At 69.5% G+C, this 17,487-nt stretch carries 18 protein-coding genes; 8 read left to right on the top strand and 10 right to left on the bottom strand.

The genetic code is table 11. The features are described 5' to 3' along the window. Positions 1–33 precede the first annotated feature (33 nt). The 4 genes from AC5YDV_RS09495 to scpC form a co-directional block, all read right to left on the bottom strand. Positions 34–1,518, bottom strand: a complete 1,485-nt coding sequence (locus AC5YDV_RS09495; RefSeq protein ID WP_496183246.1) for an alkaline phosphatase PhoX — start codon at positions 1,516–1,518, stop codon at positions 34–36. A gap of 127 nt (positions 1,519–1,645) precedes the next feature. Next, positions 1,646–2,203 (bottom strand): type II toxin-antitoxin system PemK/MazF family toxin, encoded by a 558-nt coding sequence (locus AC5YDV_RS09490; RefSeq protein ID WP_496183247.1) that lies wholly within the window; start codon positions 2,201–2,203, stop codon positions 1,646–1,648. Between the two features lie 10 nt (positions 2,204–2,213). Then, a complete protein-coding gene (locus AC5YDV_RS09485; protein ID WP_496183248.1) occupies positions 2,214–2,777 on the bottom strand; it encodes a hypothetical protein in 564 nt (187 codons plus the stop codon). 117 nt (positions 2,778–2,894) lie between these two features. After that, positions 2,895–4,400: a succinyl-CoA:acetate CoA-transferase ScpC gene (scpC, locus tag AC5YDV_RS09480; protein ID WP_496183249.1), complete on the bottom strand. Its 1,506-nt coding sequence runs from the start codon at positions 4,398–4,400 to the stop codon at positions 2,895–2,897. 177 nt (positions 4,401–4,577) lie between these two features. Between scpC and lepB the strand changes: the two genes are divergently transcribed. After that, entirely contained in the window at positions 4,578–5,309 is a 732-nt protein-coding gene (lepB, locus tag AC5YDV_RS09475; protein WP_496183250.1) for a signal peptidase I, read from the top strand. 2 nt (positions 5,310–5,311) lie between these two features. Here lepB and AC5YDV_RS09470 read toward each other — a convergent pair whose 3' ends face one another. From AC5YDV_RS09470 to AC5YDV_RS09450, 5 genes are all read right to left on the bottom strand, one after another. Next, positions 5,312–6,067: a hypothetical protein gene (locus AC5YDV_RS09470; protein ID WP_496183251.1), complete on the bottom strand. Its 756-nt coding sequence runs from the start codon at positions 6,065–6,067 to the stop codon at positions 5,312–5,314. A 46-nt stretch (positions 6,068–6,113) separates the two neighbouring features. After that, entirely contained in the window at positions 6,114–6,971 is an 858-nt protein-coding gene (locus AC5YDV_RS09465; RefSeq protein WP_496183252.1) for a D-hexose-6-phosphate mutarotase, read from the bottom strand. A gap of 83 nt (positions 6,972–7,054) precedes the next feature. Continuing rightward, entirely contained in the window at positions 7,055–8,359 is a 1,305-nt protein-coding gene (locus AC5YDV_RS09460; protein WP_496183253.1) for a DUF1015 domain-containing protein, read from the bottom strand. Next, positions 8,356–8,646: a PqqD family peptide modification chaperone gene (locus AC5YDV_RS09455; RefSeq protein WP_496183254.1), complete on the bottom strand. Its 291-nt coding sequence runs from the start codon at positions 8,644–8,646 to the stop codon at positions 8,356–8,358. The genes AC5YDV_RS09460 and AC5YDV_RS09455 overlap by 4 nt, the downstream gene beginning before the upstream one ends. A 1-nt stretch (position 8,647) precedes the next feature. Beyond that, a complete protein-coding gene (locus tag AC5YDV_RS09450; RefSeq protein ID WP_496183255.1) occupies positions 8,648–10,432 on the bottom strand; it encodes an alpha-amylase family glycosyl hydrolase in 1,785 nt (594 codons plus the stop codon). 155 nt (positions 10,433–10,587) lie between these two features. On the opposite strand from AC5YDV_RS09450, the gene AC5YDV_RS09445 reads away from it, so the two are divergent. From AC5YDV_RS09445 to AC5YDV_RS09435, 3 genes are all read left to right on the top strand, one after another. Continuing rightward, positions 10,588–11,001, top strand: coding sequence for a helix-turn-helix domain-containing protein (locus AC5YDV_RS09445; protein WP_496183256.1), 414 nt, complete (start codon positions 10,588–10,590; stop codon positions 10,999–11,001). 2 nt (positions 11,002–11,003) lie between these two features. Further along, complete coding sequence (locus AC5YDV_RS09440) at positions 11,004–11,663, top strand: hypothetical protein (protein WP_496183257.1); 660 nt, start codon at positions 11,004–11,006, stop codon at positions 11,661–11,663. Between the two features lie 108 nt (positions 11,664–11,771). Further along, complete coding sequence (locus AC5YDV_RS09435) at positions 11,772–13,862, top strand: multicopper oxidase family protein (protein ID WP_496183258.1); 2,091 nt, start codon at positions 11,772–11,774, stop codon at positions 13,860–13,862. 77 nt (positions 13,863–13,939) lie between these two features. Here AC5YDV_RS09435 and msrA read toward each other — a convergent pair whose 3' ends face one another. Beyond that, positions 13,940–14,563: a peptide-methionine (S)-S-oxide reductase MsrA gene (gene msrA, locus AC5YDV_RS09430; protein WP_496183259.1), complete on the bottom strand. Its 624-nt coding sequence runs from the start codon at positions 14,561–14,563 to the stop codon at positions 13,940–13,942. Between the two features lie 51 nt (positions 14,564–14,614). On the opposite strand from msrA, the gene AC5YDV_RS09425 reads away from it, so the two are divergent. From AC5YDV_RS09425 to AC5YDV_RS09410, 4 genes are all read left to right on the top strand, one after another. Next, positions 14,615–15,001 carry a hypothetical protein gene (locus AC5YDV_RS09425; protein WP_496183260.1) on the top strand — a complete coding sequence of 129 codons (387 nt, stop codon included), beginning with the start codon at positions 14,615–14,617 and terminating at the stop codon, positions 14,999–15,001. A gap of 53 nt (positions 15,002–15,054) precedes the next feature. Then, positions 15,055–16,041: an ABC transporter substrate-binding protein gene (locus tag AC5YDV_RS09420; RefSeq protein WP_496183261.1), complete on the top strand. Its 987-nt coding sequence runs from the start codon at positions 15,055–15,057 to the stop codon at positions 16,039–16,041. 93 nt (positions 16,042–16,134) lie between these two features. Next, the gene (locus AC5YDV_RS09415) at positions 16,135–17,007 is read left to right on the top strand and encodes a DUF929 family protein (RefSeq protein WP_496183262.1); all 873 of its coding nucleotides are present in this window, start codon (positions 16,135–16,137) and stop codon (positions 17,005–17,007) included. Then, entirely contained in the window at positions 17,004–17,480 is a 477-nt protein-coding gene (locus AC5YDV_RS09410; RefSeq protein WP_496183263.1) for a vitamin K epoxide reductase family protein, read from the top strand. Before AC5YDV_RS09415 ends, AC5YDV_RS09410 begins: the two co-directional genes overlap by 4 nt. Positions 17,481–17,487 lie beyond the last annotated feature (7 nt).

The following is a 17,487-nucleotide window of genomic DNA, read 5'->3' as shown; positions in this document are numbered from 1 at the left end:
GCCGGCTGTCGGTGCCGTCGGGGGTGGACCAGATCAGAGGATCGCGTTGAACGGACCCGTGATCGCGTAGGTGCAGTCACCCTGGATGCTCGCGAACAGCATGTTGCCGGACTTGTTGAAGCACGGGCCGGCCCACTCGCCACGGGCGGCGAGGTCGCGGGCGAACTCGACCGACTTCTTCGTGTGCGACATGGCCAGCAGCGAGCAGGGGTTGGCCCCGTCCTCGGTGATGACGACCAGGCCCTTGCTGTTGACCGTGATGTTGTCGGGACCGTTGAACTGCTTGATGTCCTCGGTGTCGTCACCGAGGACGACGCCGCCGTCCTTGTTGCCCGTCGCGTAGTAGTCCTTGATGGTGATGGTCTCGTCAGCGAACGAGTAGTAGGCGATCATGCCGCTGTCGGTGGTCATGTCGATGTCATGGCTGGCCTTGTAGGAGTCGACCTGGCCCTGGTTGGTGTAGGAGATCGCGATCCAGAGGCCCTCGGCGTCGGGCCAGCAGCCCTCGACCTTCGGGTGCTGCGTCGCGCCGGGGAACTGGTCGCGGAGGTTCTTGACCTGCGCCTGGCGGTCCTCGCCGCCATCGATCCAGCGCACCGGGTAGGCCTTGTCGACATCGTCGGCGGTCAGCTGGCCGTAGTGCACCAGCGGGACGCCGTTGCGCACGACCTGGGCGGCCTGGAGGACCCCAGCGTCCTCGCCGAACTGCTCGGCGATGTAGGCGCCGATCTTCTCACCCTCCGGGGCGGTCCAGCGGTAGAACAGGCCACGGCCGGTGTCCTCGGTGATGTACGCCTTGGTCAGGTCGGGGTCGATGGCGGCACCCTCCCAGACAGCGCGGCCCCAGGCCTTGATCGGCAGCGGGATCTGCTTGGCGACGACGTCGGGGAACACCTCGAAGACGTAACCGTGGTCCTTCTCGGTGGTGAACGACTGGCCCGCGCGGTTCGTCACCGTCGTGCCGGCCTTCGTGGTGTCCTCCTCGCAGGCCAGCCAGGAGCCCCACGGGGTCTCGCCGCCGGCGCAGTTGCGGATCGTGCCCGAAAGGGCGACCCACTGCTGCTTGAACTGGCCGTTGGCGGTCAGTTCGACGACCGTGTTGCCGCCCATGCCGGTGGGCACGGCCGCGTCGTAGACGGTCCCCTCGACCAGCGGCACGGGGACCGACGAGTTCGCGCGGCACTCGTGGTTGCGCACCAGGCGGACGCCGCCCGCGTAGTCGAAGGCGCCGGTGCCGTCGAGGTTGGACGGGGTCTTGCCGATGACGGAGCCGTTGCGGTCGGCGAGGAGGTCCTCGACGCCGATGGTGCCGACACGCCAGGCCTTGAAGCCCTGCGGCAGCGCGACGTTGCCGTCATCGGTGATCGTGTTCAGGACGAGCTGGCCGGCGGCCGGGGCTGCGGTGAGGGCGGACTTGCCCCTGCCCATGGCCGGAGCAGCGAAGGCGGGGAGGCCCGTGGCGGCGAGGACGCCTGCCGTGGCGGTGGCACCCAGGAGGGAGCGACGCGTGATGGACATGGAACCTTCTTTCGCGAATGCGTGGCCACCATGGCCACGATCCGAGCCAACCCTGAAGAGGTGTCCCGTTGGTGAAATTGCCTCGACGTCAAGATGAACGATGGGCGCGACGTTGGGCGGATCGGGTTCAGAGGTGTCGGCGCATCCCGGCGACGACCTCGTCGAACAGGTCCCTCGGCAGGGACACCGACACGCGACGCACGGCGTCCGGGTCGAGGCGGAGGACGCGGTTGACGCGCACCTCCGACTGGCGACCTTGGCTGTCCCAGGCGCCGTGCCCGATGTCGACCCAGTGGCGTCCCGCGGCAGCCTCCTGGGCCGCGTCGAAGTCGTGGTCTTGGCTGGTCAGCTGCAGCCCCAGGAGCCACGGCCCGTCGCGCCCGACCAGCAGGACCGGGCGATCCTTGCCACGGGAGTGGTCCTCCTCATAGGGAACCCACGCCCACACGACCTCGCCCGGATCGGGGCGGTCGCCGCGCACGGGCGCGTACTCGACGGGGGGCATCCCCCGGAAGTCCCCGGGGTACCCGGACGCCGTGGGCGCGCCGCGCCGCCTCGGTGCCGACGGCCTGGACGCCGGCTCACGTCGCGTGGGAGCGGTCGATCGCCGTACGGCTTCGCGCAGGCCGGTTCGGGCCACGTCGCGGACGATGCGGCCCAGGGCGTTGAGGATGCGTGTGTCCACGCGCCGGAGCCTACCGATAGCGGGGGAGCGGACCGTAGAACACGTCGCCTGGCGCCTCGATCGTCGGCGGAGTCGGGTGCCGACGCAGGTGCCATCGCTCGAAGAACGACCGGGCCGACGGCGTCCACAACAGGACCGCCCCCAGCACGATCAGCGGGATCCCGAGCCAGGCCACCCAGTTGATCAGCAGCGCCAGCAGGGAGATCGAGGCCGCGACGATCCCGGCGCGCCGCGCCCATCCGTAGCCGCGCCACGCGTAGTGGCCGGCGATGATGCCGCCGGCACCGATGAGCAGGGTCACGACGAACAGCGCCACCACCATCAGGACGCGGACCAGGCTGCCCGGCTCGGTCTCGACGACCCCGTTCAGCCACGCCGCGTCCGGGAACTCGCGCACGCTGCGCCAGAAGGCCCAGAGCAGCCCGGCGACGACGAACGCGGGCCCGGTTAGGAAGAGGCCGGACGCCAGCGCCACGAGAACGGGGCGCCTGGGCTCGCCGCTGCGGTGATCGACCCCGGGGTCGACCGTCCGGACGGCCGTGCCGATGGTGGGCTGCGCGGACGGGTCGGACATGCCGCCGAGTCTACCGGGGTGGGCACGGAGCCCCGTGCAGCACGGCGTCCCCGACAAAGCCGACCGGGGCGCCGGCGCGAGCCGACGCCCCGGTCGGGACGAACAGGTGATGGAGGGTCAGGCCTTCATCGTGCCGTTCTCGAGGAAGCGGCGGTGCCACGCGTGCGCCGTGTTGAGGTCGTGCGGCGTGTGCTCGCCGTTGGCGTGGGCCGCGGCGCGCTCGAGGTACTCCTCGAGCATCGGACGGTAGTCCGGGTGCGCGCAGTTCTTGATGATGACCTTGGCCCGCTGCTTGGGCGACAGGCCGCGCAGGTCGGCGAGACCCTGCTCGGTGATGATCACCTGCACGTCGTGCTCGGTGTGGTCGTGGTGCGAGACCATCGGCACGATCGCCGAGATGTGGCCGTTCTTGGCCAGCGACGGCGACACGAAGCACGAGATGTAGGCGTTGCGGGTGAAGTCGCCCGAGCCGCCGATGCCGTTCTGCATGCGGGAGCCCATGATGTGGGTCGAGTTCACGTTGCCGTAGATGTCGGCCTCGATCATGCCGTTGCAGGACACGACGCCGAGTCGGCGGATGACCTCGGGGTTGTTCGAGATCTCCTGGGGGCGCAGCACGATGTGGTCGCGGTACTTCTTGGCGTTGTCGTTCATCCTCGCCGCGGCCTCGGGCGACAGGGAGAAGGCCGTGGCCGACGCGACGAGCAGCTTGCCCGAGTCGATCATGTCGACCATGCCGTCCTGGATGACCTCGGTGTAGGACGTCAGGCGCTCGAAGGGGCCCTCGTTCAGGCCGACCAGCACCGCGTTGGCGATGTTGCCCACACCCGACTGCATCGGCAGGAGGTTCTTGGGCATCCGGCCCTGCTTCACCTCGTTGCCCAGGAAGTCGAGCAGGTTCTCGGCGATCGTCTTGGAGTCCTGGTCCAAGGGCTTGAACGGCGAGTTGCGATCCTCGGCGTCCGTCTCGACGACGGCGACGACGCGCTCCCAGTCGATGTTGTAGGTGGTGGAACCGATGCGGTCACCGGGGTTCATGATCGGGATGGGCCGGTTGGTTCCGGGAAGCCCCATCGCGTAGATGTCGTGCATGCCCTCGAGGTCGAGCGACTGCCACGAGTTCACCTCGAGGATGATCTTGTCGGCCTTCTCGAGGTAGACGGTGTTGTTGCCGACCGAGGAGCTGGGGATCGCCGTGCCATCGTCCTTGATGGCCGTGACCTCGATGACGGCGGCGTCCAGGTCGCCCCAGAAGCCGTGACGCACCTGCGGGCCCGAGTGCGACAGGTGGACGTCGTTGTACTCCGACACGCCGGCGTTGATCTTGTTCCGCATGACCGGGTCGGACTGGTACGGCATGCGCATCGAGATGCCGTCCACCGCCGCGAGCTCGCCGTCGTGCTCCGGAGCGGTGGACGCGCCCGTGTAGGAGGCGATCTTGAACTCGTCGCCGGCCTCGTGGGCGGCCTTGATCCGGTGGGCGAGGGCCTCGGGCAGGGCCTTGGGGTAGCCGGCGCCGGTGAACCCGGAGAAGCCGACCCGATCGCCGTCGTTGATGAACTTCGCGGCCTCCTGGGCCGACATCACCTTGGAGCGATACTTGTCAGACGCGATGCGGGACATTCATTTCCTCCCTGAAATGGACGTGCTTGGGCGACACCTTAGCCAACACGCGCCGGGTCCGCTCGCCGCGGGTTCCCCCCAGTGCGTCCACCGCCGACGCGCCTGCGTGGGTTTGTCGCGCCGCCAACCGCCGGACGCCCTGCGCCACGCCCTATGCTGGCGGTGAAAGGGGTAGTCATGAGCGATGAGGAGGCGCCCGCGCCGCTCGGTTCGACCAGGCGCCCGCGCCGGCCGACGCCCCTGTGGCTGGTGTTGCTGGGCAACATCCTCGTGGCGCTCGCGATCGTGTCCCTGGTCCAGGCGTTCGTCGTACGCGTCCACAGCGTGTCGTCCGGGTCGATGCAGGAGACCCTCGGCGTCCGCGACCGCGTCCTCTCCTCCAACCTGCCCTACCTGAACTCCCCGCCCCAGCGCGGGGACATCATCATCTTCGGCCACGGCACCACCTGGGACGATCCGAGGCGTCCCCCCGAGGCGAATCCCCTGATCGCGGCCGTGCGACTGTTCGGCGACGTGACCGGCATCGGGATCTCGAATCGCACCTACACCGTCAAGCGCGTGCTCGGCACGCCGGGTGACACCGTCACGTGCTGCGACGCCGACGGCCGCGTGGTCGTCAACGGCGCGCCCGTCGACGAGCCGTACCTGCACCAGGACATCCCCTTCACCGCGGGCGGGCTGGACTGCGAGAGTCAACCCCGCTCGGCGCGCTGCTTCGGGCCGATCGAGGTCCCCGCGGACTCCTACCTCGTGCTGGGGGACCACCGCTCCAACTCGGCCGACTCGGTCGCCGCCTGTCGCGGCGCGACGGACGCCAAGGGTTGCGCCACGTTCGTCCCGGCCGACCGGATCACGGGGAAGGTCATCGCGAAGGCGTGGCCACCCGGCCCCGTCGACAACCACCGCTGAGGTCAGGGCGCCGGTTCGGCCAGGGCCTCGAGCAAGATGTCCCGCGCCTGCTCGGCCTCGGCGTACGTGATCGACAGGGTCGGAGGGCGTCGGTGGAGGAACGCGGCCAAGGAACGCAGGGGCCGCTCGAGCGAACTGAGCGACGAACTCTCCGAGGCCAGTTTCACGATGGCGTCCGCCACCGACAGCCGTTCGACCACGGGTGACGACAGCGACTCGTCGCGCTTGATGAGGACGAAGCGGTGGAGGTAAGGCTCGGTGTGCACGCGCACGAGGCCCAGGTCGTCGGGGGAGACCTCCTCCTTCACGCCCGCGAAGGGACGGGGGCGCACGGACAGCGGCTTCTCGTAGGGGAGGATCCGGCCGTTCGGGGTGAAGCCGACCGTCTCGTCGCTCACGTAGCCGTGCGTGCGCCCGAGGATGGCCGACAGGGTCGTCTTGCCGGTGCCGCCCGCAGCGACGTAGGCGATCGCGGCGCCGGTTGCGGAGTCGGTGACCGCCCCCGAGTGGAACATGAACAACTTGCCGCGCTGCGCGGTGATCACGGCGCCCGTCACCCGTTGGGTGAACCCCTGCAGGAAGGCGTCCACGTCGCCACTCAGCTCGGCGGTCAGGGGCTCGGCGTCGACCTCGCTGCCACGCGGCCTGAGGCACCGCGACCAGGCGCGACGCAGGGCGTCCGCCGCCTCGGACGCGCGTTCGCCCCGGACCGTGACCGGCACGCGGGCACCCAGGCCGTGGAGTTCGAGCAGCGTCACGCCCGCCACCCTAGCGGGATGGCGGGCGTGACCTTGTCGGAGAGGGTCAGGCGAGCGTGATGCGCTGGCGCAGCGTGTGGGTCTCGCCCGGGCGGACGGTGAGCTGGTCGGCGAGCGCGTTGGCGGCCTCGATGCAGATCATGCCCTGCCACTCGTCGTCGCCGAAGTCCGGCATCGCGGCGGACTTGTCGACCCACGGGTTCCAGATCACGGTGTTCGCCGAGCCGGACTTGGCGATGACCAGCTTGCGGCCGAGCACGGGATCCTCGAGGGTGACCTCGCCGGTCGAGCGGTACACACGGTCGGTCTCGCCGGTGATCGTGACGTCGCCGGACTGGATCTCGGCTCGTCCGGTGACCTTGTCGAGGTACTCCGCGCCGTCGAGACCGCTGACCTTGACCTGACGCACGTCACCGACGGCGAGGTAGGTGTGCAGCGCGTTGTCGAGCGGGACGACGCTCTGGCCGGTGTTGGTGATCTCCAACGTCAGGCCGAGGTACTCGGGGGTGAACTTGACCACGTAGCGGGCCCTGTAGCGGTGCGGCCAATCGGGCTGCTCGCCGGTCATCGCGTTGTCGAGGGTGTACTCGACGATCAGGCGACCGTCGCGGTCCAGCGTGTCCTTCAGGTCACTCAGGTGCCAGGTCGCCAGGCGCGCGAAGCCGTGTCCGGGGGTCTGGTCCCCGGCCCGACCGTTGCCGAACCACGGGAAGCAGATCGGGATGCCGCCGCGGATGGGCTGGCCATCCGCGAACCAGGACTTCGCACTCATCCACAGGACGGGGGCCGCGCCATCGGGCTGCCAGGACCACACGTGCGCGCCTTGGTCGAAAACGCCGTAGTGACCCGAGCCGATCGTGGCCTCGACACCCCGTAGTGGGTTTTCGGTGATCTCATGCTCCATTGGTAAGACCTCCTCGTAGCTGGTGCTTCGGTGCCACGAGCCTAGTCCGACTCCCTGTCGTATTCATGCCGCGTGGGAGAAATTCACCGGATCGCGCGGGCCTCCAGGTAGAAGCGCTTGTCGCGGGCGTGGCCCATGGAGAAAGTCTTGCGCGGCATGGGACCGTCCACGGCGATGGAGCGGAAGAACGCGTCCTTGCCGATGCCGGGCACGAGGAAGGCGACGTTCCCGTCGCGCCCGCCCAGGTCCGCGGCGACGTCCTCCCCGTGGACGTAGTCGATCTCGGCGTCCGGGTGCGCGGCCAGCCACCGATCGAGGACAGCCTGCAGGGTGCCCACCGCGAGTTGGTGACTCGGATGGGTGACCTCCACGACGGAGATGCCGGCCGGTCGCACGACGCCGATCCGCTGGACGCCGTCGGCCGGGCCGGACGCCACGGCGTCCAGGGCGGTCTGGAGGGACTCGGCCCGGCGCTCGACCGCGTCCAGGTCGGCGACCACGGCGTCCGCCACGGCGGGGCCGTTGAACACCACGCGGTGGATCGGCTCGAACGACAGCGAGGCGTCATGCAGGTTGACCAGCTCGACCAGCGCCCAACGGGCCGGGTCGTCCGCCCCGGCGCCCTGGGCCTTGTGCTCGTTCCAGATCGCCTTCGCGGTGGCCAGGGAGTGGTTGCCGTCGCCCATCGCGAACAGCAAGGGGTGCTCGGCGTCCAGGCCGTAGCGGGCCGCGTACGCGGCGGGCTCGACGAGCGCGCCGAGGCCGGCAAGGATGGCGGCTTGCACCGCGGCGTCCTCGATGAGGCGCACGGTCACGTGCCCCGACCCCAGCATCAGCTCGACGTCGTACGCCACGGGCAACGCGTCCCGGACGGCCTCCACCGGCGCGAGGATGGTGCCGTCGGGGTCGTCGTACAGCACCATGATGTGCGGCAACTCCAGCGGGGCGTCCCGACGGACGGCCATGCGCGGCGGTAGACGGTCCAGCACCGTGCCCTCGGTGGAGCGCACGGGCGTGGTGGCCGTGGACGTGAAGTCGTAGGCCTCGAGGTCGATCTCGACCACCAGGCCACGTTGGACGCCCCCGCTGAGGGTGCGCTCCACGAGGACGATCGCCTCGTGGGGCTCGAGCAGCCCGCGGCTGAGGTAGTCGTGCATCGCCGTCTGGCAGGCGTGGACGCGCTCGGCGACGTCCGGCTCCCCGAGGTGCAGCTCGGGTAGCACCATCCGCAGCGTCGAGGGGGCGTCGCCGACGATCTCCTCGACCTGGGCCCAGTACTCGGGCTGGGAGGTGAACTGGTCGCACGCGATCACCGCCCACCGGTGGACGTCGACGGACGCCGAGGGCAGGAGCACGTGGGGGACGCGCACACAGGTGGTGGGGGTCATGGTTGGCTCCTCACGGGATCGGGGTTGCTGTCGTCGGCGGGCTCCAGGGCGCCCACCAGGCGGAGTTCCTGCACGACGCGCTCGACCGCGGCGCGGGGGGTCTCCTCCGTCGGCGGGCCGAAGGCGGCGACGAGGTGGTCCGCCAGCGCGTCCACGGAGATGCCCTCCGCGGCAGCCTCGAAGACCGCCTGGGCCAGGGGGCTCAGCTCGACGACCCGGTGTTCGAACAGCAACAGGGTACGGCCCTCCTCGTCCAGGGAGTCGACCGGCCGTCGTGAGCGGATCACGTCACGCATCCTGGCTGTACACCAGGACCGAGTACGGGCCCACGGACACGTTGCCGTGCCACTGCATGTCGTCGGCGTCCTCCTCGTAGGCCTCCAGGTCGAAGCTCTCGAAGTTGCCGAACAGGGAACTGTAGAGGGTGGCGTCCGAGTTGAAGCGCAGCTTCCACAACCCACTGGACGGCAGGCCGATGCGCCGGTACTCGATGGGGGACGCGGAGAGGTTGACCACGACGATGACGTCGTCGCCGGGGCCGTGGTCGAGCCACCGGTGGAAGACGAGCAGGTTGTCGTCCTCGTTGATGTGGTGGATCGTCAGTCCGCGCCCGGTCAGGCCGCGCGTGACCCCGCCCCGGTTGAGGCGGAGGTCGATCAGGTCGCTGTAGAGGCGGGCGATGCCGGAGAAGTCGTCGCGCCGCTTCCAGTCCAGCGGGACGTCGTCGCGGAACCAGCCACCCTCGAGGAACTCCTGCCCCTGGAACATCATCGGGATGCCGGGCGCCGTCATCACCAGGGCCGCGCCGATGGTGGACCGCTTCTGGGCGGGCCAGCCCGTCGCGTTGTCGGGCTCGATCTCCTCAGGCACCCGGGCCCGCCCGTTCGCGACCTCGTCGTGGGACTCGGTGTAGATGACCCGCTCCAGCGCGTCGCCGTAGTGGTGGGCGAGCGCGTCGGCGATCGCGCCGATCGAGCGGACGTCGTCGTCAGGGGAGATCAGCTCGGCGCGGACCGGGTGGACGAAGGCGGCGTCCCACTGCGCGTGGAAGCCGGCCCCGTCGGTGGCGTCGTCGGTGATGAGGGGGTTCTTGTGCAGGTCCTCAGCGATCATGATGCGGCCGGGGAACTCCTCGCGGACGGTGTCGTTGATCCAGCGCATGAGCGACCAGCCCTCGGGCAGGTAGTTGCCCTGGTGGGTGTACATGTGGGGGACCATGTCGAGGCGCAGGCCGTCCACGTGGTAATCGCGCAGCCACATGAGCGCGTTGTCGTGGATGAAGGTCCGCACCTCGCCGCGTCCGTAGTCGGGGCGGGTGTCACCCCACGGGGTCTCGCTGCGGTCGTCGTTGAAGAAGTAGATGCCGCCCTTGCCGTTCTCACTCCACCCGTCGAACTGCCACAGGTCGAGGTCGGACGGGCCGAAGTGGTTGTAGACGACGTCCTGGATGACGGCCAGGCCGCGACGATGGCACTCCTTCACGAACGCCTTGTACGCGTCGGGGCCGCCGTAGGCGCTCTCGACCGCGAAGATGTGCGCGGGGTTGTAACCCCAGCTCATGTCGCCGGCGAACTCGGCCATCGGCATCACCTCGACCGCGTTCACGCCGAGGTCGACCAGGTGGTCGAGGCGGGCGATCGCATCGTCGAGGTGGCCGACGGCGCCCTCGGAATCCTGCCCCCCGAACGACCCGATGTGCATCTCGTAGATGACCAACTCGTGGTGGGGCGGGCAGTGCGCGGTGTCGCCCTCCCAGTCGAAGGAGGAGTGGTCGTACACGACACCGTTGCCGACGGAGTTGGTCACCTGCATCGCGTAGGGGTCGACGCGCGAGAAGGAGTTCTCGCCGTTGGTGACCTGGTACTTGTACTCGTGCCCCACCTCGGCCCCGGCCACGAAGCCGTACCAAAAACCGTTGCCCTCGGACGCCAGCGCGTCAGCCTCGGCGTCCCACCCGTTGAAGTCGCCGAAGACCGCCACCGCGTCGGCGTGCGGTGCCCACACGCGGAAGGCGACGCCCCCCTCCGCGGGAATGGCGCCCATGCCGGGGATCGGTTGGTCCGGTGAGGTCACGGCGGTCTCCTTCGATTGTGTCCCGCGCCAGCGTAGCGGCCCTGCCCGCTTGCTGCCGGGGCTTGCACCCTGAGGGCGTTGTCGGGGGGACATCAGGGTAGCCATCCGGGGGTCGGGGGGTTGTCAGTGCTAACTCCTGCTAGCAGACTTGTGACATGGAACGCAATGAGGTCATCGAGCAGCACGAGCGGCTGCCGCTGGGTGACTTCATCGCGGCCCGGCGTCGTGCGGCAGAGATGTCGTTGCGGCAGCTCGCCGAGAGGGCGGGCATCTCCAATCCCTATGTCAGCCAGATCGAACGTGGGCTGCGCAAACCGTCCGCGGAGGTGCTGAACCAGCTCGCCACCGCCCTGTCGGTGTCGGCCGAGTCCCTGTACGTCCGCGCCGGCATCATCGACCCGGACGAGGTCCGTCCGACGTCGGTGGAGCGGGCCGTCCATGCCGATCCGGCCCTGACCGCCGCCCAGAAGCAGGCCCTCATCTCCGTCTACCTGGCGTTCGTCCACCCGGACGGAGGGGCCGACGTACCCCAACCCCAGCCGGAACCTCCGGCGTCCACCGAGGAGTGAACATGTCCGATCAGTTCAACACGTCCGATCAGTACAACACGTCCGACCCGTACAACGTGTCCGACCAGTACAACGAGCCGCCCACCACCAAGCCCGAGGGCGAGACCGTCGAGGAGTTCGACGTCAAGGCCGAGCACGCCCACCTCGCCGCCGGCGAGAAGTTCACCCCCGAGCAACTGGGTGACGCGGTCCTCAAGTTCGCGACCGAGACCGCCTATGCCGCGGCCGGCGCCGCGCAGGTGCTCGCGGAGAAGGCCAAGGAGTTCTACGAGGCCCAGCGCCAGCAGATCGCCGAGCACACGCCGGAGGGCGTCGACCCGAACTTCCGCCAGTTCGTCGACGCCATGCCCGACCAGTTCAAGGGAATCTTCGACGAAGCCACCAAGGCCTTCCACGACTTGGCCGAGCGCGGACGCCACACCGTGGCCGACTTCCAGAGCCAGGTGAACGCGGCGCGCGAGGCGGCCCGGGAGTCCCGGACCAACTCGCCAGAGGCCTTTGACCTCAAGGACGACGCCTCCGCTGCGGACAGTGTCGCCACGGACAGCGTCGCCGCCGAGGACACCCAGGACGTCGGCGATGTGCCCGCGGCTCCCTTCGGCACCGATGAGCCGGTGACCGACACGTGGCCGGGCGAGGCCAAGGGCGAGAATCGCCTCTGACAGCCACTTCACAAGGGGCCTCCGACCGAAAGGGGTCGGGGGCCCCCTTGTGCGCGGGGCCGCGCTGGCTGACCATGATGCCGTACGGACTCGACGAGGAGGATCACCGTGCTCAGTCGGCGCAATCTGTTCAGGGCAGCGGGGGCAGGAGTCGGGCTGTGGTTCCTGGGGGTGGTGGACGGACGGGCGGTGGCAGTGGAGGTGCCCGCGCGCGCGGTCAGTTCGACCACCACGGGGGATCCGCTGGACCCGCACTCGGTGCCCAAGTTCCAGACGGCCCTGCTCATCCCACCCGTGATGCCGCGTGCGGGAACCACCGTGGTCCGGGGTGGGAAGAACGTGGACCACTACGAGATCTCCATGAAGCAGTTCGCCCAGCAGATCCTGCCCCCGGGGTGGCCGGAGACGACCGTGTGGGGGTACGGCCCCGTGTCTTCCGCGTCCCGGAAGGGACCGCTCCTCCACCACGCACCCTCGCTGACCATCGAGGCGAGGGCGGGGCGTCCGGTTCGGGTGACGTGGATCAACGACCTCGTGGACGCCGACGGCAACCACCTGCCCCACCTGCTGCCGGTCGACCCGACCCTGCACTGGGCCAACCCGCCCGGGGGGACGATGCACCGGGACCATCGGCCCCACTTCGAGGAGACACCAGAGCCGTACACCGGGCCGGTGCCGATCGTCACCCACGTCCACGGTGCCGCGGGCGTCGGCGATGAGAGCGACGGCTACCCCGAGGCCTGGTACCTCCCGGCCGCGAACGACATCCCGTCCGACTACGCAACCGAGGGCACGTGGTACGAATTCTTCGCCGAGAAGGCGGCGGCCACGTTCGGTGCCGAGTGGGGCCCCGGTCGCGCCACCTTCCAGTACCCGAACACCGACCGCGCGTCGACGAACTGGTACCACGACCACACCCTCGGCCTGACCCGGCTGAACGTCTACGCCGGTCCGGCCGGCTTCTACATCATCCGGGGCGGCCCCCAGGACGAGGTGCTGGACGCCACGACGGGCCTGAAGGCCGTCCTGCCGGGGCCCGCGCCCCAGGAGGGGGACAAGTTCCCGTCGAACAAGACCTACTACGAGATCCCGATCGCCATCCAGGACCGATCCTTCAACGACGACGGCTCGCTCTTCTACCCCGACAGCCGGGAGTTCTTCGACGAGGTGGCGGGGCCCTTCGTCCCGGAGTCGGACATCTCACCGATCTGGAACCCGGAGTTCTTCGGCAACACCATCATGGTCAACGGCGCCACCTGGCCCTTCCAGATCGTCGAGCAGCGGCGCTACCGGCTGCGGCTCCTCAACGGCTGCCAGTCCCGATTCCTGATCCTCGACTTCGGCGCCATCCCCGGTGTGGAGGTCTGGCAGATCGGGAACGAGGGCGGCTTCCTCGACGGCGCGCCCGTGAACCTCACCGCGACCAACGGGAACCGGTTGCTGATGGGCCCGGCCGAGCGAGCCGACCTGGTCGTCGACTTCACCAACGTGGCCGTGGGCGACCACGTCCTGTGCAACGTCGGCCCCGATGAGCCGTTCGGGGGCGGCGTCCCAGGCGAGGACTTCCCCGTCGCCGATGAGGACACCACGGGTCAGGTGCTGCTGTTCCGTGTGGCGCCGCCCGTCGGCCCGGATCCGACCACCACGCCGGCGAACCTCCTGCTGCCGACGCGGACGCCCCTGCCCGTCGCCACGGAGACCAGGAAGCTGGCGTTGGTCGAGATGATGTCCATGCATTTCGACGACGCGCCGGCGGCGGCCATGCTCGGCACCATCAAGGGCGACCCCGGGACGGGGCCTGCGACTTTCCAGCACCACGAGTGGATGGACGCCGTCACGGAGACCCCGGCGACGGGGACCACGGAGGTGTGGGAGTTGTACAACGCCACGGCGGACGCCCACCCGATGCACATCCACGAGGTGAAGTTCGAGGTCGTGGACCGCCAGGACATCGAGGTCGACGAGGAGGCCGGCACGGTGCAGGTCGCACCCGGCTCGGTCCCCGTGCCCCCCGAGTCCTGGGAGACCGGCGTCAAGGACACCGTCATCGCCTACCCGGGTCAGGTCACGCGGCTGCGGGCCCAGTTCGACACGGCGGGTCGCTACGTGTGGCACTGCCACATCGTCGAGCACGAGGACAACGAGATGATGCGGCCCTTCCGGGTGGGACCGGCCCAGCTCGGCCACCCGGCCGGTTAGGTGCACGGACGCCGATGCCGGAGCCCGAGCCCTCGGCGCACCGAACCCGAGCCCTCGGCGCTGGGTAGATGTGGTCCTCAGCCGCAGGTGACTCCGGTGGCGTGGACGGGGCAGTAGCCGTTGGGGACCTTGAAGAGGTACTGCTGGTGGTAGGGCTCGGCGAAGTAGAAGGGCGTGGGCTCGGTCACGAGCTCGGTGGTGACCTCGCCGAACCCGGCCTCCTGGAACGCGTCCCCGTAGCGCTGCAGGGCCGCGGCGGCGGCGTTCGCCTGCTCGGCGCTGGTGGTGTAGATCGCGGAGCGGTACTGGGTGCCGATGTCGTTGCCCTGGCGCATGCCCTGGGTGGGGTCGTGGTTCTCGAAGAAGATGCGGAGCAACTCGTCGTAGCTCACGCGGGAGGGATCGAACGTGACCCGGACCGCCTCGGCGTGGCCCGTGCGCCCCGAGCAGGCCTCCTCGTAGGTCGGGTTCCTCGTGAAGCCACCCATGTAACCGGCCGCCGTGTTGGTGACGCCGGGCGTCATCCAGTACAGCTTCTCGGCACCCCAGAAGCAGCCGAGCGCGAAGTACGCGACCTCCGAGCCCTCGGGGGTGTCGCGCACGTCGACCCCGAAGATGTCGTGCACCGCACCCCCGGGCAGGATCGACTCGTCACGTCCCGCCAGCGCGAGGCGCGGGTCCACCATGCGAGGCTGCGTCATTCCCCAACGTCCGAACATGCCGCAAGGGTAGCTCGCACTAGGCTGGCCCCCATGACTGCTGCCTTCGCTCCGGGGTTCTACACCACCAAGGCCGATGCTGCCTCCGTCTCGGGGGACTGGCGCCTCGCCGGGTGGGCCCCCAAGGTGCTGCAGCTCCCCGAGGATCTGGGCAACGACCCGCGGAGGATGGTCCTGACCGAACTCGGACGCGCGCTCGGGTTGGGGGACGTGGCGACACCCGCCGCGCTCGCCTCAGGTTTGGACGCCGTAGCGGCGCAGACCGTCCTCGTGTGGGCGCGGGGGACCGAGTTCGCCGATGTCGAGCCCGCCGTGTGGAAGTCCCTGGCCGATGTGCTGGAGACCCGCGCCAAGGTGGCGCCCGCGTTCGCCGTCGTCCTCGCGGGCCGCGACAAGAGGTCGAAGGAACGTGACCGCTGACCCTCGGTGAGACGCCGTTGTGGCTGCCGTGCCCGGGACAGGAAAATGAGGCCATGCCGTTTGCCTCTCGCCGCTCCGTGATCGCCCTGCTCGCCGCCGCCTCCGTCGGGTTGGCCGCCTGCTCGGCCGCCCCCACCGCCACCGTGCAGCCGGCGAAGGTGTACCAGATCGGCATCGCCCAGATCGTCGACCATCCCTCGCTGAACGACCTGCGCGAGGGGTTCAAGGAGGGCATGGCCGAGGGCGGCTACGCGGGCGAGGCCGTCGTCTACGAGGATCGCAACGCCTCCGGTGACCAGGCCACCCTGGCGTCCATCGCGGCCTCCTTCGCCAGCAAGGACATCATCGTCGCCATCGCGACCCCCACGGCGCAGGCCATGGCCCAGGCGATTCCGGACAAGCCGATCTTCTTCGCCGGCGTCACCGACCCCGTCGGGGCCAAGTTGGTCGCCAGCCTCGAGAAGCCCGGGGGCAACGTCACGGGCACCTCGGACTTCCCCCCGGTGGCCGACCAGTTGGCCCTGATCCGGGAGATCCTGCCCGAGGCGAGGACGATCGGCCTCCTGTACAGCTCCGCGGAGACCAACAGCCACATCCAGGCGGGGATGGTGAAGGACGCCGCCCCCGGGCTCGGGCTCGAGGTGCGCGAGGCGACGGTCGCGAACTCCTCCGAGGTCGCCCAGGCGGCGGAGTCGCTGAAGGACGTCGACGCCTTCTTCGTCGGGACCGACAACACGATCGTGTCCGCGATCGAATCCGTGGTGCAGGTCTCCGAGGCGAACGGCGTCCCCCTGATCGTGTCGGACCCCGACTCGGTCACGCGCGGGGCGCTGGCCGCGTACGCGGTGGACTATCGCGCCCAGGGCGTCCAGACCGGACGCATGGCGGCGGAGATGCTCAAGTCCGGGACCAAGGTCGGGGAGATCCCCGTGGAGACGGCTAAGGACCTGGAACTCTCGGTGAACGAGGGAGCCGCCGCCCGCTTGGGAGTGACGATCCCCGCCGCAGTGCTGGCCCGGGCCGACCGGACGGTGGAGTGATCCTCCCGGCGGGTCGTCCTCCTGCCGAGCACGTGCCGCGGGTTCGACGCGCTGGGTAGGCTGTGCTGCGAATCGTCGACGGACAGGGAGATCATGGCGAAGGCAGGCAAGCAGCAGAACAGTGCGGCGCAGGCATCGGCGCGCGCCAGGCTCGCTGCAGAGCGCGAACGGGCGGCGGCGACCGCTCGCCGCAACCGGATGTTCGGCATCGCGGCCGGGGTGGCGGCACTCCTCCTCGTCGTCGTGGGCGTCATCATCGCGGTCGGGATGAACCGTCCGCAGGCCGCGGGTGGCTCGGAGGCGTATGTCGCCGCGCTGAAGGACGTCCCCGCCGGGTCGCTGGACGCCGTCGGTCCCGGCTCGTTGACCGTCTCCCCGGCCACGCCGATCCCGGGTGGGCAGGTGCAGATGCAGGACGGCAAGCCGCGACTCCTCTACATCGGCGCCGAGTACTGCTCCTACTGCGGGTTCACCCGCTGGCCGTTGACGATCGCCCTGGAACGGTTCGGTGACTTCGAAGGCCTCAAGGCCGCCAAGACGCCGCCGGGCGGTGAGCTCGGCAGCATCCCGACCGTCTCCTACCTGAACTCCACCTACACGAGCGACCACCTGGTCTTCAAGGGCTACGAGATGAAGGACGCCCAGGGCAAGGACCTCGAGAAGCTCTCGCCCGAGGACGAGAGGATCGCCCAGGAGCACGGCATGACCGGCTACCCGTGGCTCTACTGGGGCACGCACACGAGCGGGACGCCGTTCCTGCAGCCGTTCACCCAGGGCGGCTACCTGCCCGGCAAGACCGGTGACTCCGTTGCCGCGAAGCTCGCCGACACAAACTCCCCCGAGGCGCAGGGCATCCTGGGCGCCGCGAACGTCACGACCGCCCAGATCTGTGAGCTGACGAACGACCAGCCCTCCGACGTGTGCATGTCGCCCGGCGTCGTCGCCGCCAAGAGGGTCCTGGGATGACGCAGCAGCGGTCGGCCCCGGACGCCGGCGTCCGTCGGGCCGACCCCAGCCCCCTGTGGATCAAGCTGCTCTGGATCGCGGCGCTCGCCGTGTCGACGTACCTGACCTACGACCACTTCGCCGCCGACTCCGTGCTCGCCTGCTCGTCGGGGACGTTCGTCAACTGCGAATCGGTCACGACCAGCCAGTGGGCGTACGTGGTCGGCATCCCCGTCGCCCTGCTGGGGCTGCTCTACACCATCGGGGGCGTGGTGTTCTCGTTCCTCGGTCGGCGACTCGGCCTGCGGCGCGGCCGCCTGGTGGGGACGATCTACACCGGGGTCGGGATGCTGTTCGTCCTGTACCTGGTGTTCGCCGAGTTCGTGCTGATCGGGCAGATCTGCACCTGGTGCACGGTGGTGCACGTCATCACCGCGGTGCTGTTCATCTTCTACCTGACCACCTGGGCCGGGGGATCCCCCGACGAGGTGTAGGACCATC

Source organism: Propioniciclava sp. LT432 (assembly GCF_059515965.1).
Note: the sequence above shows the minus strand (reverse complement) of the source record. Positions and strands in the feature narration are given on the sequence as shown.

Excerpts from the sequence above, each read along its gene's own strand:
- AC5YDV_RS09440 (WP_496183257.1), top strand. The coding sequence starts at position 11,004 with ATGTCCGATCAGTTCAACACGTCCGATCAGTACAACACGTCCGACCCG.
- AC5YDV_RS09415 (WP_496183262.1), top strand. The coding sequence starts at position 16,135 with ATGGCGAAGGCAGGCAAGCAGCAGAACAGTGCGGCGCAGGCATCGGCG.
- AC5YDV_RS09460 (WP_496183253.1), bottom strand. The coding sequence starts at position 8,359 with ATGACCCCCACCACCTGTGTGCGCGTCCCCCACGTGCTCCTGCCCTCG.
- msrA (WP_496183259.1), bottom strand. The coding sequence starts at position 14,563 with ATGACGCAGCCTCGCATGGTGGACCCGCGCCTCGCGCTGGCGGGACGT.
- AC5YDV_RS09465 (WP_496183252.1), bottom strand. The coding sequence starts at position 6,971 with ATGGAGCATGAGATCACCGAAAACCCACTACGGGGTGTCGAGGCCACG.
- lepB (WP_496183250.1), top strand. The coding sequence starts at position 4,578 with ATGAGCGATGAGGAGGCGCCCGCGCCGCTCGGTTCGACCAGGCGCCCG.
- AC5YDV_RS09485 (WP_496183248.1), bottom strand. The coding sequence starts at position 2,777 with ATGTCCGACCCGTCCGCGCAGCCCACCATCGGCACGGCCGTCCGGACG.
- AC5YDV_RS09420 (WP_496183261.1), top strand. The coding sequence starts at position 15,055 with ATGCCGTTTGCCTCTCGCCGCTCCGTGATCGCCCTGCTCGCCGCCGCC.
- AC5YDV_RS09410 (WP_496183263.1), top strand. The coding sequence starts at position 17,004 with ATGACGCAGCAGCGGTCGGCCCCGGACGCCGGCGTCCGTCGGGCCGAC.
- AC5YDV_RS09445 (WP_496183256.1), top strand. The coding sequence starts at position 10,588 with ATGGAACGCAATGAGGTCATCGAGCAGCACGAGCGGCTGCCGCTGGGT.
- AC5YDV_RS09425 (WP_496183260.1), top strand. The coding sequence starts at position 14,615 with ATGACTGCTGCCTTCGCTCCGGGGTTCTACACCACCAAGGCCGATGCT.
- AC5YDV_RS09495 (WP_496183246.1), bottom strand. The coding sequence starts at position 1,518 with ATGTCCATCACGCGTCGCTCCCTCCTGGGTGCCACCGCCACGGCAGGC.
- scpC (WP_496183249.1), bottom strand. The coding sequence starts at position 4,400 with ATGTCCCGCATCGCGTCTGACAAGTATCGCTCCAAGGTGATGTCGGCC.